Raw genomic sequence first — 14,422 nt, 5'->3', positions numbered from 1 at the left:
CCTTCGTGTTCGTGTTCCTTGCTCGTTCTCGATGAACACGACGATGCCGAGAGGCGCTGACAGGGGACGGGCAGGGCGCTGACAGCCGCTGACAAGGGGCCGGGGCCGCTGTCAGCCGGCCTTGGACCGCAGCTCAGCCGAGGGGCGTACCAGCACGACGCCCTGCTGGGTACTGATCGCCAGATCGAAGCCGGGCAGTACGGCGAGCGAGGTCACGAGCGCGGGAATGGGCACGCTCCAGACCTTCTCCCCGCTGGGCAGCCGGCAGAGCGCGACACCGTGCTCGTCGCTGACCGCGACCATGGGTTCGCCGTTGGGGGCGGTACCTGCCCAGAGGAGGCGGGCGGCGGGCATCGGGAGGAGGGTGGTGGTGTCGGGGTGGGCGCTGTCCCAGACGGTGACGGGGGTGAGCTTTGTGTCGTCGAGACCTCGGCCGTCCATGTAGAGGAGGATCGGCTGCGAGTCGGGCCCGTGGGCCCAGCGCAGATACCAGCCGGCGCCGGATGCCAGGCTCCGGTAGGCGCGTCCGGCGGACTCTCCCGGACCGGGTGGACTGACAGTGTGGATGCGCCAAGTGACCAGATCCAGTACGGCCGCTTCGCCGGTCGTGGCAGCCATGGCGACGAATCCGCTGCCTCCGGCGCCGTGCTGGGTAACCATGGTGACAACGCCACTGATCAGGGCTACCGGATCGGCACGAAGTGGTCTCGCCGCGGTGACGTCCCATAGAAAGCCCTGTGACCGGGACTCATCGCTGTCGCAGACCATCAGCACAACTTCGCCAGTAGGGAGCTCGAAGGCGGCCGAACAGAAGTCCCGGGTCAGGGCATCGGGGCGCGGGGCCCACGGCAGTTGGGAGAAGGCCGTGTGCTGCCGAGGGGATGTCCAGAGGGAGACCTCGTTGCTCACGGGATCAGAAACGATCACGCGGGTGCGTGGGTGGGCAGCAGTCGGGGGCAGGACATGGCACTCCGTGCTCCAGTAGGTCGGGTGCGAGGTGGGCAGTTCCACCACGCTGACGCTCCCTGTGGGATCGAGCCGCTGCCACCAGATGCTGACCAACGACTCACCCTCGCTGCCGTTCTCGTCGAAGCTTTCCCGCTTGGCCAGCAAGTTCAACGTTCCGTCGGGATCCTCACTGCACCCCTCGAAGTCTGATGTGGCTGTCTCCGGTAGTTCGCGTACGCACTCAGGCGCCCCGGAGTCCATGAGCCGGCCGAGATTGTCGGTGGAGATCAGCCGGATGCCGACCCATGAACTGGCGACAAGCTGTGTCGCGCTCGCCTTCCACCCCAGGACGAGATCGGTGTGCGACGCCGCGAAATCGCTCCCTGCCCAATCGCGTGCCGTGTCCTGGGACGCGTGTCCCGGATTCCAGTGCCATACCCGTGCTGTGCCGTCATTGCCGATCGAGAGGATGTCTAGCGTGCTGGAAGCCGAGGACTTCAGGACGCGGACGGCGCAGATGGCACTCTCGTGTCCGTGCAGTGGGTTTCCGACGATGTCGCCTGTCGCCGTGTCGAGGACGCTGACCCCGCCGGTCATTCCGGCGCTGACGCCAAGAAGTTGGCCGTCCTGAGGGCTCGGTGCGACTGCGAAGGCGAAGAGGTCGGCGTCCACCCGTGCCGGTGGCTTCGGCTGAGCGGACAGCGGCACCACATAGGTATACCGTTCCCGGGCGATGACGAGCACACAGTTCGCCGGATCGTCCCCGACGAACTGGCCGTTGGCCCAGCCGAAGCCGGGAAGCGCATGCGAGGTCGTCGTTCCGGAGCGGGTGCCGATCAGCGTGAGGGTGCCTTCGTGGCGCCCGTGCTGGATCGCCGCCGTTGTGCTTCCGTCGCTCAGACGCGTTGTCGCCACGATGATCGGGCGTCTGAGCAACTGGAGGAGCGTACGGGGCCGGGCGTTCGACTCCAGCGGATACAGGGTGATCCTCCCGGTCACCATGTCACAGACCAGCGCCTGGGCGCTTCCGTCGACATCCTGCACAAAGCGGGCGGTCGTCCAGCCCTCCCTGGTCGATTCCGTGGGCCCTGACTCCTCGGGCGCGCGGTCGAGAGTGACGACGGACAGGGGCACCGATCGCAGTGGGTCGTACATCTCGATCCGGCGGGGGCGTCGACAGAGGACCACGGGCGTCCCGTCGCTCAGCGTTCCCGAATCCAGCAACCCGTCACAGCCGTTTGTGGACGTGTGCGCCTTCAACGTCTGATGTTCGACATCCCAGACCCTCAGGGAGCCCTCTTCATCGAGTGTGACCGCGAGTGGCCCCTCACCGTGGCGTCCGACGACCACCAGGCCCTGGACGGGCGACGGATGTGGAAGCACGGCCGACTGAGAGGGGTCGTCCAGTCCCCACACGGAGACGTGTGTGGCGGAAGGCGGCGCCGCAAGAATCACCGTCCGGCCCCGGGACGTAACGACTTCCTCGATGGTCCAGCCGCCCAAGAGCGACGTGGTCGAGTTGCCGCCCGACCCGTGCTGCCCGATGATCCGGTGCGGCGTCACGCGGCGCGGCTCCACCCACAGCCGGTCGACCGACGCCGACAGCGCCGCCGCCCGCAGCGCGAACTCCCGTGCCCCGTACGTCTCCGCGATGAAGGCGAGCTGCGCCGCGCGGTCCAGCTCGGCGCCCGTCCGGAGCAGGTCCGAGCAGCGCTCGATCACCAGTGCCGGTACGGAGCCGTGGCGCGCGTACCGGACCGCCGGGAGCAGCCCCGAGACGTCGGCGGCCAGGACGAAGGCCGGGTCCTCGATGAGGTCGTCGATCGTGCCGGCGGCCGCCGCGTGGGTGGCGAGGTGGCCGCGTACGTAGGGGTGGGCCCGGTCCCAGCAGGGCTCGTCCGCGCGGATCGGTACGAGGTCCAACAGGGTGTCCACGAAGCACCGTTGGATGTCCGCGAGGTCGCGGAAGCGGAGCGTACGGGTCTGGAGGTGGGCCGTGAGTTCCTGGTGGTAGAGGCGGAAGTACTTCCGGCCGTCCTGTTCGACCACCGTGAGGTACGAGCCGTCCTCGTCCAGCAGTTCGTCGATGTCCGCCTCGGTCAGCGCCTCGCCCGACAGCCGGGACGCCACCTGCGCCCACACCCCCGCTCGCGGCAGACCGTGCCCTTCGCCGAAGGCGAGTGCCGTCAGCAGGGCGAGCGCCGTCGGTTTACGGCCGCGGGGCAGCCGTTCCAGGTACGCGTCGAGCGCCCCGCCCACGTCGGACGGCAGCCGCTCGGCCCAGCCCGGCACCGTGATGTCGATGAGGGTGTCGCGCAGCAGCGCCGTCGTGGTCATCCGGGCGACGAGGAAGCACTGGCCGGCCCGTGCCGCGACTTCCACGGCGACCGTACGGGCGACTCCCGGCGCGTGCTCGTACGGCGAGCCGGCGTCCGTCAGGACGCGTTCCGCGTACTCGGCGATGCTCGTGTCGTCGGCGTACTCGGTGCTGTCCAGGTCGATCACGGGCGCGCGGTCGCCGATGTGCAGCAGCAGTTCGCGGCGCGAGCCGATCACCAGGCGTACGCACGGTACGGCCGCCAGTGGGCGCAACAGCTCCCACGCGATGTTCCGGGCCTCCGCCTTGCCGTCGCCGGGGCCGGCCTCGTCCAGGGAGTCGGCCACGATCCGGAAGGGGCGCTGGCGGCCGGCGAGGGCGGTGAGGAGCGTGGGCACGGTGGTGGCCGTGACATCGGCGGCGCTCGCCAGTCGTTCCACGACGTCGTGGAGCGTCTGGTGGCGCATGTTGACCGACACGTCGATCCTGCTGGTGTCGTGGCCTTCGCCTTCGAGCACGATCTTCCCCAGCACCGCCGACTTGCCGGAGCCGGGAGCCCCGGTCACCACCAAGGGCCGCCGCTCGTCCGTCGCGGCCAGGTGGGTGCGCAGTGCCGCGAGGGCGTGGCCGCGCCCGGTGAAGTACGACCCCGGGTCGCTCACATGCTCCACCCCGCGCCCCCGGGGCTCGAAGTGCGAGGCCCGGTCGGAGACATCGCCGCCGAGCCGGCCGTCGGCGTCCGTCTCGGCGCTCGGGTCGAACGCCGGGTTGGGGAAGAAGGGCGGTTGCGCGGTCTGGTCGGCCAGCGAGCAGGAGGCGCGCTGCCGGCGGCCGGCCCGTTCGAAGGACCGGTTGATCCGGTCGGCGAGCAGGGCGGGTGACAGATACCTCTGTGACGCGCCGTCACCGACCTTGCAGACGCTGGCCAGTTCGGCGGCGAACGCGCCGTCGTCGGCGAGGTCGCGGTGCCGTGCCGATGACATGACCCAGGTGCCCGCACCACCGTCGGCGCTCCGTGGTCTGACGGCGGCGAAGGAGGCCGCCGCCGAGGCGATGTCGCCCGCGCCCGCCGCCGCGTTGCAGGCGTCGATCACGAACAGCACGTTGCGGACGGGGGAGGCGCCGAGCGCGGCCTCCAGATTGTGCGGGGCCAGCCAACTGCGCGGCCTGTTCTCGACGGTGCCCGCGCAGGCCAGCCGGTAGTTCCCGGCGTCCGGGAGGTCGCCGTGGCCCGCGTAGTAGAGGACCACGGTGTCGTCGGCGGTGAGTTCGGCTCCGGCGCACCAGTCGGCCAGGGCGTCCTCGAAGTCGTCGGCGCGCGGGTCGTGGGAGACATCCGTGAGGACCCGCTCGTACCCCATCGAGGTGAAGAGGTCGGCGATCCGCTGGACGTCGGCGTGCGCCTCGGGGAGTTCGGGGAGCTGGGTGTAGTGCCGGGTGCCGGCCGCGATGACGTAACGCCGTGGGGCAGGGCGGCGCGGTTCACTCATCCGCGGTCCCGGCGAGTCCGGCGGCGACGGCGCGGCCGGTCTCGATCGCGGTGAGATAGCGGGTCGCGTCGTGCATGTGGGTGCCGTTGTGCACCACCAGGTCGTCGACGGCAGGACCGAAGGCGGGGGCGATCTCGCGCACGACGGCCACGATGTCCGTCGTGTCGGCGATGTTCGTCCAGGCCCGCAGATTCCTCGGCCACACCGCCCGGCCGTCCACGGGCGCCGGGTGCAGTCGGTTGAGTACCACTCCGCGCATTCCCAGCGGCGAGCCGAGCGTGACAAGCATCTGTACATTCACCTTCTCGCCTCGCGCCGCCGCCGCGCACAGTGCCTCGTACGCGAGCACCGTGCCCAGCGAGTGCGCCACGACGACGCGGGTGTCCGGGGTGAGGTGGGCGGCGACCGCCGCCTGCGCGCGGGTGCGGATGTCCGGGTCGGTGAGGTAGCGGGCGACCTGCTTCAGGTTTCCGATCAGTACGCGGTCGCGGACGCCCTCAAGGAACTGGGCCCCCGTCAGGGCGTCCAGCGCGCGCCGTACGGTCTTCAGCCGCAGCCCTTGGGCGGCGGCCCAGCCGACTTTGCCGCGTGTGCCGCTCTCGTCGGGCGCGGGGACCTGGGGGTCGGTACGGGCCGCCTCGGCCCACCAGGCCATGAGGAGTTCGAACTCCAGGTCGCTCTCGACGTCCGCCGCCTGGAAGTTCTCGTCGTCCGCCCGGGTGCCCGCGGGCCGGAACAGATCGCCGTAGAAGGCCACGGCGACGTCCTCGGGCGCGGGCACCACGACGGCGTCATCGGCCCCGTCCCTGGCTGCGGCTTCGGCCCTCGCCAGCCTGACGCCGCCCCGCAGCTCGGGCACGATGTCCCGGACCAGCGAGTCCTCGCTCAGATACTGCTTGCCGACCCCGTGTACGAATACGACTCTGGCCATCCCCACGTCACCCCTGGACCGCCGACTGCCGGACCGCCGACCGCCGAGTGCTGCCGGACCGGCCCGACACCACCGACATATCCCGCGACAATAGTAGAGACGGGGCGGCCGCGAGGGGCGTGAACAGCGCCTGCGCCAAAGGGCTTTGGCCTCACCCGACGATGTTCACCTCGGCCCTCACCTCGTCGCCAGAGCTCGCGCCTCCGTCATGCTCAGCAGCTCGCCCCGGCCGAACTCCGCTTCGAAGCCCGCCGCCCCCAGCGCCTCGCGCGCCACCGCCGTGACGCGGTCCACGTCGCGGCGTTCGGCGGCCGGCAGCGGGGCGTCGACGGAGTCGCGGGCTGCCGCCGCCGCGCCCAGCAGCCGCGCCGATTCGCCGTACCGGCCCGCTGCGGCCTGTGCGCCTGCCAGTCCCTCCACCGCGAGGGCCACGGCACGTGGGTCGCCGAGTTCGTACGCGGCGTCGAAGCCCTCCAGGTGCAGCGCGCGGGCGGCGTCCGCGTCGCCCCGCAGTTCGGCGACGAAGCCCAGCTCGGCCAGCGCGAGCGTGCTGCCGGGGCCGTAACCCACCTCACGGAACCAGGCCAGCAGCCCGCGCATGAGGTGCTCCGCCAGGTCGTGATCGCCCTCCTGGCGGGCGCCGAGTCCCAGGCCGATCTCGGCGTCGACCTCCCCGGACCTGAGGTTCTGTTCGCGCGCCAGCTTGAGGGCGCGCCCGTGGAACTCGCGGGCCCGTGCGTGATCCCCCGTGAGGAGATGGATTCTGCCCAGTCCGCAGAGCCGTTTGGCGGCCTCGGTCCACAGCCCGAGTTGTTCGGCGATGGCCAGGCCGTCGCGCTGGAGGCGGGCGGCGTGCGCGTAGTCGCCGGTGATCTGGCTCAGCGCGGCCAGCGGGAACACGGTCTGGAGCCGGCCCCATCGGTCGCCGGTCTCCTCGAAGAGGCGGGCGCTGCGTTCGCCGTCGCGCCGGACGGCGTCGAGATCGCCGCGAGCCATGGCGTGCCGGGCCCGTACGCTCAGCGCCGCCGCTGTCCCCCAGGGGTCGCCGAGGGCGTGGAACGCGTCCAGGGACCGGTTCACCAGGCTCTCGCCGGTGGCGACATCGCCGGATCCCATCTGGGCGAAGCCCAGGAACCACAGGGCGGTTGCCCGGTCGAGGGGGTCCTCGATCCGCTCCGCGCTGTTCTCGGGGCCGACGGCGGGCTCGCCTTGGAGCAGGCCGATACCCGCCCGCCATGCCGTGGCCACGGCGCGATCCGGCGTGGGCGCGGGTACGGCCGCGAGCGCCGCGTCCAGGTAGCGGCGGGCCTCCGCCGGCCGGCCGCGCAGCACCCAGTACCAGGCCAGCGCGTTCACCGTACGCAGCGCCCGCTCCCCGGCCCCGTGCCGTACGGCGAAGTCCAGCGCGGCCCGCAGATTGGCCGACTCCGCGTCCAGCCTTTCCAGCCAGTGCTGTTGCTCGGGTCCGCGCAGCAACGGCCCGGCCTGGCAGACAAGTTCGGTGTAGTGGCGGCTGTGTCTCTCGCGTACGGTGTCGAACTCGCCCGCCGCCCAGAGCTGTTCGACGCAGTACTCCTTGACCGACTCCAGCAGCCGGTAGCGGGGGCCGTCCGGCCGGTCGGACAGCACGACCAGCGACCGGTCCACCAGGCGGGCGAGCAACTCGAAGACGTCGGCGGACGGCACGTCGTCGTCCCCGGCGCAGACCGCCTCCGCCGCCTCCAGGGCACAACTCCCGCTGTGGACCGCCAGTCTGCGCAGCACGACGCGCTCGGGCGCCGTCAGCAGACCCCAGCTCCAGTCGATCACCGCGCGCAGGGTCCGTTGCCGGTCGGGCGCGTTCCGGGGGCCGACGGCCAGCAGTTTGAACCGGTCGTCCAGCCGGGCGACCAGCCCGTGCACGCCGATGGTCCGGACGCGCGACGCGGCGAGTTCCAGTGCCAGCGGGATGCCGTCGAGGCGGCGGCACAGCTCGGCGACGGCCGCGGCCTCGGCCTCGGTGCTGTCCGCGTCGTGGGCCCCGGCGTGGGTCCCGGCGTGGGTCCCGGCGCGGGCGGTGAACAGCGCGACGGCGCTCGGCAGGGGGAGCGGCGGCACGGGCCAGATCTGCTCGCCGCTGATGGCGAGCGGTTCCTGGCTGGTCGTCAGTACGGTCAGGCCCGGCGCGTTGGGGAGCAGTGCGGCGGTCAGCTCGGCGACCGGACCCACGACGTGCTCGCAGTTGTCCAGGACGAGCAGCAGCCGACGCTCGCGCAGCGCGCCGCCCAGTCGGCCGGCCGGGGACAACGCCCCGTTCGCCGAGCGCTCCCCGTCGGTCTCCTGGATGCCCAGGGCTCTCATCACCGCCTCGGCCGCCGCGTTGACCACGTCCGGATCGACCCGAGGGCCCGGTGAGGGCGCGAGCGCGGCCAGTTCCACGAGCCAGGCGCCGTCCGGGTACGCCTCGGCGGACCGCCGCGCGACCTCCACGGCCAGCCGGGTCTTGCCGACCCCGCCGGGGCCGGTGAGGGTGACCAGCCGTGCCGCGCCGAGCAGGGCGCGTACACCGGCGGCGGCCTCCTCCCGGCCGACGATCTCGGTGAGGGGGGTGGGCAGATTCGTGACGACGGCGGAGCGGACGGGCCGCTCGGCGCCCGCGACGGTCAAGTCCTGTCGCAGCACGGCCTGTTGGAGTGCGATCAACTCGCGTCCTGGCTCCAGGCCCAGCTCGTCGGAGAGCCGGCGCCGCAGCTCCTCGAAACTCTCCAGCGCCTCGGTCTGGCGCCCCGCGCCGTACAACGCCCGCAGGTGCGCGGCGCGCAGCCGCTCCCGCAGCGGATGCGCGGCGACCAGGCCGCCCAGTTCACCGGCCAGTTCGGCGTGCTCGCCCAACTCCAGCCGTACCTCGGCCTGTTCCTCCAGGGCCGTCAGCCGGGCCTCCGCCAGGCGGTTGGCCTCCGCCAGGGCGAACGGCTCACCGGCGAAGTCCGCGAACGCCTCTCCCCGCCAGAGCCCCAGCGCCTCGGCCAGCAGCTCCGCCCTCGTACGCGGTACGGCCTCGGCCCGCGCCCGGTCCAGCAGCGCGGTGAACCGGCCCGCGTCGACGGCATCGGGGCCGGTCCGCAGCAGATACCCCGAAGCCCCGGCCCCGGACACCACCAGCTCCCGACCGCCCGGCTCGGCACGCTCCAGCGCGCGCCGCAGCTGCGAGACCTTTCCCTGCAACGTGTTGCCGGGGTCGTCCGGCAGCGCGGTCCCCCACAGCTCGTCCACCAGCCGGCCGACGGACACGGCACGCCCCGGCTCCACCAGCAGGTGGGCGAGCAGAGCGCGGACCTTCGCGCCGGGGATCGGGACAGGTTCGCCGTCCGCCGTCCACACGGCCAGCGGACCGAGCACCCCGAATCGCATGCGGTCAGCCTAGGCCGTGTCCGGCGCCGCCGACCGACAGTGGACCGACAGTCGATCAACAGCCCCGCCCGGCAGAGTCGTTCCCATCGCACCGCACACGACAGCAACGGGAGGACCACCCCATGACCACCAAGCCCTCGCTCCCCACCGTCTCCATCGTCGGACTCGGCAACCTGGGCCGCGCCCTGGCCGGTGCCTTCCTCGACCAGGGCTACCGCACCACGGTCTGGAACCGCTCCCCGGCCAAGGCCGACGACCTCGTCGCCAGAGGCGCGCACCGGGCGGCGTCCGTCGCCGAAGCCCTCGCGGCGGGCGAACTCGTCATCGTCTGCGTGCTGGACTACGACACCGTGAGCCGGCTGCTGACACCGGCCGCCGACGCGCTCCGGGGACGCGTCCTGGTCAACCTCACCTCCGGAACCCCGGAGCCCGCCCGCGAGCTGGCCGCCTGGGCGACCGGCCAGGGCGCCGACTACCTGGACGGCGCGGTCTACGCCGTACCGCAGACGATCGGCACGGCGGACGCGTTCGTCCTCTACAGCGGCACGTCCGCCGTCTTCGAGACGTACCGCGAGCAGCTGGACCTCCTGGGCGCCCCCACCTTCGTCGGCACCGATCCCGGTCTGGCCTCGCTGTACGACGTCGCGCTGCTCAGCGGCATGTACGGGATGTTCGCGGGCTTCTTCCAGTCGGTCGCGGTCGCCGACTCGGCCCAGATCAAGGCCACGGACATCACCGCCCTGTTGGTCCCCTGGCTGAACGGGGCAGCCGCCGCGCTGCCCGGGTTCGCGGCCGAGATCGACTCGGGCGACTACACGACGGAGACGTCCAACCTCGACATCAACACGGTGGGCCTGGCGAACATGCTGACGGCCACGAAGGCCCAGGGCATCGGGGTGGACCTGCTGACCCCGCTCCAGACGCTCTTCGAGCGCCAGATCGCCCAGGGCCACGGGTCGTCGAGCCTCTCGCGGGCGATCGAGTCACTCCGACCGCCGCGCTGAGTACGGAGTACGGAGGTGGGAGACCCGTCAGCGTCGCTTCTTGGTCTTCCGCTTCTGCGGGGACGTCCACGACCCTCTGTGCGTCTGGCAGCGGGAGTAGCCGATCATCGCCGGTCTCTGGCACGGCTTGCCGGTCTTGGTGTCTTTCGACCCGCACTTGACCTGCTTGCCCATACGTCCTCCCGGAGTCGCGGGCCGTACGCCGAGCGTCAATCGTCCCCGGGCGGCCCCGGCCGTGGAAGGCGGAGGACGTCTCGTATCCCGTCATCCCCGGCATTCGTCCGATTCACGGCCCCCGGCGACCGGTTCCCGCCCACCCTCAGGGGGTCGGCGACACCGTCGGGGTCGGCGTCGGCGTCGTCGGGTCCGTCGTGGCGAGTGCGAACACCGCCTCCGTCGTGCGGCACAGCGCCTCCACCGCGCGGCGCAGCGAGAGCCAGCCGGCCGGCCAGAGCAGCACCCCGACCGCCGCCGCAGGCCACCACCAGGCGCCGAGGATCGTGAACGCCGCGCTCCACGCGAGGGCTTCGCACGCCGCGTCGTACGCCGTGCGTGTCTCGCTCAGCGCGGTGCGGGGGATGTCGTCCGCCGAGAGCAGCACCCTGGTCCAGTCACTCGCGATGTCGCTCCCGCTCTCCCTCCCGACGCGCTCCTCGGTGGCCCGGAGCCGGTCGCCCGACCAGGTGGGGGAGCCGGGCGTGGCCGGCTCCGTACGGGCCCTGCGGGCGTCGAGCCGGTCGGCCCGGAGGTGGCGTCCGGCGGCGCGGGCGCGGACGGACTGCCTGCCCAGCTCGTCGGGGTGCGCCCAGCGCCGTACGCGCCACGCGGTCACGCGCCGTGCCAACGGCATCAGCCACCAGGGCCAGGCCCCCGATGCCAGCGCCCCGATCGCGCCCGCCGCGAGCGGCACCGCGAACGCCGCCGCCAGGATCGCCACCGCGACGAGTACGAGGGAGGCGACACCGTCGGCGGACAGCCCGCCGCTCAGCCGCAGCCCGCCGGCGATCGACTCGCGGGCGAGCCCGAGGTCGTTCCAGTGGCGCTGGCCGAGCTGCCCGCCGCCCACGACCGCGGCCATGACGAACAGCGTGGCGGGCAGCAGTCGGCGCAGGAACCACCCGTCAGGGATGCGCTTCTGGAGTTCGACGAGCAGTTCCACCGCGTTCAGCCCCCCACGAGTCGCATCGGCAGGTCGGCCAGCGCACAGGTGGGCGCCGGTGCCGTCTCGGGCGTACGAGACCGGGGACCGTCCGTCCGCAGATCCACCCGCGCACAGCGACCCGTCGGGCAGATCCAGCCGACCGACCGGGGCGTGGGCCCGGACAGCCAGTCGCCGGCCCCCATCCTGGCTTCCAGACCGATCCCGCCGGGGACCCCCGCCGCCTCCGCCGCGTTGTCCAACTCCCGCAGCGCGTCCCGCCATTCACCGGACATGGGCACACCGTCCCGGACCGTCGCGAACGGGGCTTCCCAGCCTCCCGGACCGATCAGCTCGCGCAGCGACTCCGTGTTGCGGCACAGAAACTCGACCGCGTCCTCGTACCGCCTTCGCGCTTGCCCGTCCTCACCCATCGCAGACTCCCAAATCCCCCGGAAACACCGCTCGTTGGAGTGTTCTCAGACTAATCTAGTGAGCGATGACCGAGCTTCAGGAACGAGTGGTCGCCCGTCTCGTAACGGCTCAGAACACCCAGGATCCCGCGGGGTTGCGCGGCGACGACGCGGTGGACGACGCCCTGGCACTGCTGCGCGAGGCCGCGCCGTCGCCCGCGGAATCGGTGGACCTGGAGTCCGTCGCCGCCGTCTTCTGGACCTTCTGGTTCCGGCATGAGGGCCCCGAAGACCCGGACGCGCAGCAGAACTTGACGATCGCCCTGAGCACCTTCGGATTCCTCTTCCCGCGCCTGCCCGACCCCGAGGGGTTGCCCCAGCAGCTACGGGACGCCTTCGACCCCGCCGATCCGTCGAGCGAGACGGGTTTCGAGCACCTGATGAGTTCGGTGTTCGGCGAGAACGCGCTGGCCGCGCCGGGACTCACCGATTCCGAACGGCTGCTCACCCTCGACCGCGCGCTCGCCTGGTCCGACACGGCGCAGCACTATCTGCCGCCCGGCCACGAGGGATTCGTCCAGTTGGCGCTCTACGCCGTGCGGCTGCACGCGGCGCGGTTCCAGCTCGCGGCGGACCCGGACTCGCTCGCCGTCGCCGCGCGGAACGCGGCAGCGGTGTGCGAACGGCTGCCCACCGTCACGCCGAACGCGATCGGCCCGGCAGGCGCCGACGCGCCCGCGTTCGCCCTCGGCGCGGTGCTGGACGCGGCGCGCCTCATCGGCGACCCGCCGCTGTCCGAGGTCGAGCGCCTGGCCGCGCTCGTACCGGACGCGCTGCACACACCTGGGGTCGCGGACGCGCTGGAGTCCTTACGCCAGATGTACGCGGAACCGATGGACTGGCCGGGGGAGTTGGACCTGCGGGCGGGCGTTGTCATCGTCGAGGCCGGTGCGAGCGAGCACGACGCGGGCCGGATCGCCTGTGGCGTACGACGGCTGCGGGCGGCGCTGCTCCGTACGCCTCCCGGCCATCCGGCCCGTGCCGCCGTGGCCATGAGCCTGAGCCAGGGGCTCGACGCCTTCGCCACGGAGCGCGGCGGGAGTGACGCGGGGCGGGAGGCGGCGCGGGACGCGGCGCGGGAGGCGGCCGAGCTGCTCGGCACCGTCGGGACGGCGGACGCCGAACTCCTCTCCGATCTGGCGAAGTTCCACAGTCACGAGAACCCCGACGAGGACCCGGCCCTGCTCGACGGCATCGTGACACAGCTCAGAGCGCGGGCGGCCCGTGAGGGCGGGCCCCCGGACATCGACCTCGAAGTCCTCGATCTGGCACACTCCATCGGGGCGGAGTTGGAGGCTGGGCCCGTAGCCGTATCCGTCTCGGACGAGCGGATCGCCGGCTACCGCGCCGCGCTGGCGACGCTGCCCGCGGACCATCCGCACCGTTACGCGTACGTCGCCGTCCTGGCCGCCCTCACGGGCGTACGGGCAGCGGCCCTGCGAGAGGCCGAGGGCGGCGACGCGGCGATCCGGGCGGATCAACTCGGCGCCGAGGCAGAGGCGTTGACCGAAGAGGTGGTGGCCGCCGCCCCGGCCGACTTCCTGCCGCTCGGACTCCTGCGACAGGGGCAGTTCGACATCGCGCTGTCGATCGCCGTGGGATCGATCCCCTCCGGCGCGCCGGGCGAGGCACCCGACCCGGAGCTGGTCAGGGTGGTCTCCCTGATGTCGCGCATCGACAGCATGAACCTCACCGACCCCGAACACCTCGACACCGACATCGGGGTGCTGCGGGAACTGCTGGCGGAGACGGGAGAGACGGGAGAGGCGGAGGCCGGCCTGCGGGCCTCGCTCGCCGCCGGGCTCGGGAGCGCGCTCGCCGCCCAGGGCGCGGGCGACAACGGCGTCCCGGAGGATCTCCAGGAGATCGTCCAACTGCTGCGCTACGCGCGTACGCGTGACCCCGAACTCGGCGAGGCCGTCGATCAGCTCCTCGCGTCCTCACTCACGACCTGGTCGACCATGAGCTTCGACGGGGACGCGGCCCGGGAGGCGTCCGCGCTGCTCGCCACGGCGGCAACCACCGAGGGACCGTCCGCCGACGCCGCCCAGGTGGTCGCGAAGTTCCACACCGAGGTGCACACCGCCTTGCAGAACTACCTGCTCGGCCATGAACCGGGCCAGCTCGTACGCGCGCTGGACGCGGCACGGCGGCTCAAGGAGTACACGGCGGAGCCCGGGGCCGTCGCCGGGGACGATCTGCCGGGGTTCGACATGATGGGTGACGTCTACATCGACCTGATCGGGACCATCGGGCCGGGCGGTGGCCCGAAGCCCGACATCACCGACGCCGAGGTCGAGCGGTGCCGCAGGACGTTCGCCGCGTGTCCTGATCCCGGCCACCCGATGTGGCAGATGGCGGGGACCACCCTCGTCAGGGCGCTCGCGCAGCGGGCCACCGCGATTCACGGCACCGGGATTCACGGCACCGCGGCTCAGGAAACCGCCGCCGAACGGGCCGCTGAGGCGATGAGCCTCGTGGGTGAGGCGGCCGACCTGGTCGACGTCATGGAGGGGGAGTCTCCCGACGGCTGGGCCGACATGATGCGCTTCTTCGTCGGTCTCGTGGCGAATCTGGTCACGGGGGGAGGCGTCGCGGCGGGGACGGGAGCCGCGCCGGCGCCGGGCCCGCCGCCGATGAAGGTCTTCGAGGCCGCCTTCGAGCGCCTGCGAAGCACCCTGCCCGGCTTGCCCGACCCCACGGACCCCACCGCCCGGAACCACCCCGTCCT

The 14,422-nt window shown here is 72.3% G+C and carries 7 protein-coding genes; 2 read left to right on the top strand and 5 right to left on the bottom strand.

What is annotated here, in order from left to right; translation table 11 throughout:
- Positions 1 to 111 precede the first annotated feature (111 nt).
- The 3 genes from BHU15_RS15585 to BHU15_RS15575 form a co-directional block, all read right to left on the bottom strand.
- Positions 112 to 4,755 (bottom strand): caspase family protein, encoded by a 4,644-nt coding sequence (locus tag BHU15_RS15585; protein WP_069627747.1) that lies wholly within the window; start codon positions 4,753 to 4,755, stop codon positions 112 to 114.
- Entirely contained in the window at positions 4,748 to 5,686 is a 939-nt protein-coding gene (locus tag BHU15_RS15580; protein WP_069627746.1) for a hypothetical protein, read from the bottom strand. Before BHU15_RS15580 ends, BHU15_RS15585 begins: the two co-directional genes overlap by 8 nt.
- A gap of 177 nt (positions 5,687 to 5,863) precedes the next feature.
- Entirely contained in the window at positions 5,864 to 9,076 is a 3,213-nt protein-coding gene (locus BHU15_RS15575) for an AfsR/SARP family transcriptional regulator (RefSeq protein ID WP_069627745.1), read from the bottom strand.
- A 122-nt stretch (positions 9,077 to 9,198) separates the two neighbouring features.
- Between BHU15_RS15575 and BHU15_RS15570 the strand changes: the two genes are divergently transcribed.
- Entirely contained in the window at positions 9,199 to 10,080 is an 882-nt protein-coding gene (locus BHU15_RS15570; RefSeq protein ID WP_069627744.1) for an NAD(P)-dependent oxidoreductase, read from the top strand.
- 319 nt (positions 10,081 to 10,399) lie between these two features.
- Here the strand turns inward: BHU15_RS15570 and BHU15_RS15565 are convergent, their stop codons facing one another.
- Positions 10,400 to 11,239 (bottom strand): hypothetical protein, encoded by an 840-nt coding sequence (locus BHU15_RS15565; RefSeq protein WP_069627743.1) that lies wholly within the window; start codon positions 11,237 to 11,239, stop codon positions 10,400 to 10,402.
- A 5-nt stretch (positions 11,240 to 11,244) separates the two neighbouring features.
- Positions 11,245 to 11,652, bottom strand: coding sequence for a hypothetical protein (locus tag BHU15_RS15560; protein ID WP_069627742.1), 408 nt, complete (start codon positions 11,650 to 11,652; stop codon positions 11,245 to 11,247).
- A 65-nt stretch (positions 11,653 to 11,717) separates the two neighbouring features.
- On the opposite strand from BHU15_RS15560, the gene BHU15_RS15555 reads away from it, so the two are divergent.
- Positions 11,718 to 14,422, top strand: a 2,705-nt coding sequence (locus BHU15_RS15555; RefSeq protein WP_141726827.1) for a hypothetical protein, incomplete at its 3' end; no start/stop codon positions are given.

It is taken from the genome of Streptomyces niveus (assembly GCF_001723055.1).
GTDB classification, from domain to species: domain Bacteria; phylum Actinomycetota; class Actinomycetes; order Streptomycetales; family Streptomycetaceae; genus Streptomyces; species Streptomyces niveus.
Note: the sequence above shows the minus strand (reverse complement) of the source record. Positions and strands in the feature narration are given on the sequence as shown.

What these genes read in the sequence shown, in the direction of transcription:
- BHU15_RS15585 (WP_069627747.1), bottom strand. Translation starts at nt 4,755, where the DNA reads ATGAGTGAACCGCGCCGCCCTGCCCCACGGCGTTACGTCATCGCGGCC.
- BHU15_RS15580 (WP_069627746.1), bottom strand. Translation starts at nt 5,686, where the DNA reads ATGGCCAGAGTCGTATTCGTACACGGGGTCGGCAAGCAGTATCTGAGC.
- BHU15_RS15575 (WP_069627745.1), bottom strand. Translation starts at nt 9,076, where the DNA reads ATGCGATTCGGGGTGCTCGGTCCGCTGGCCGTGTGGACGGCGGACGGC.
- BHU15_RS15570 (WP_069627744.1), top strand. Translation starts at nt 9,199, where the DNA reads ATGACCACCAAGCCCTCGCTCCCCACCGTCTCCATCGTCGGACTCGGC.
- BHU15_RS15560 (WP_069627742.1), bottom strand. Translation starts at nt 11,652, where the DNA reads ATGGGTGAGGACGGGCAAGCGCGAAGGCGGTACGAGGACGCGGTCGAG.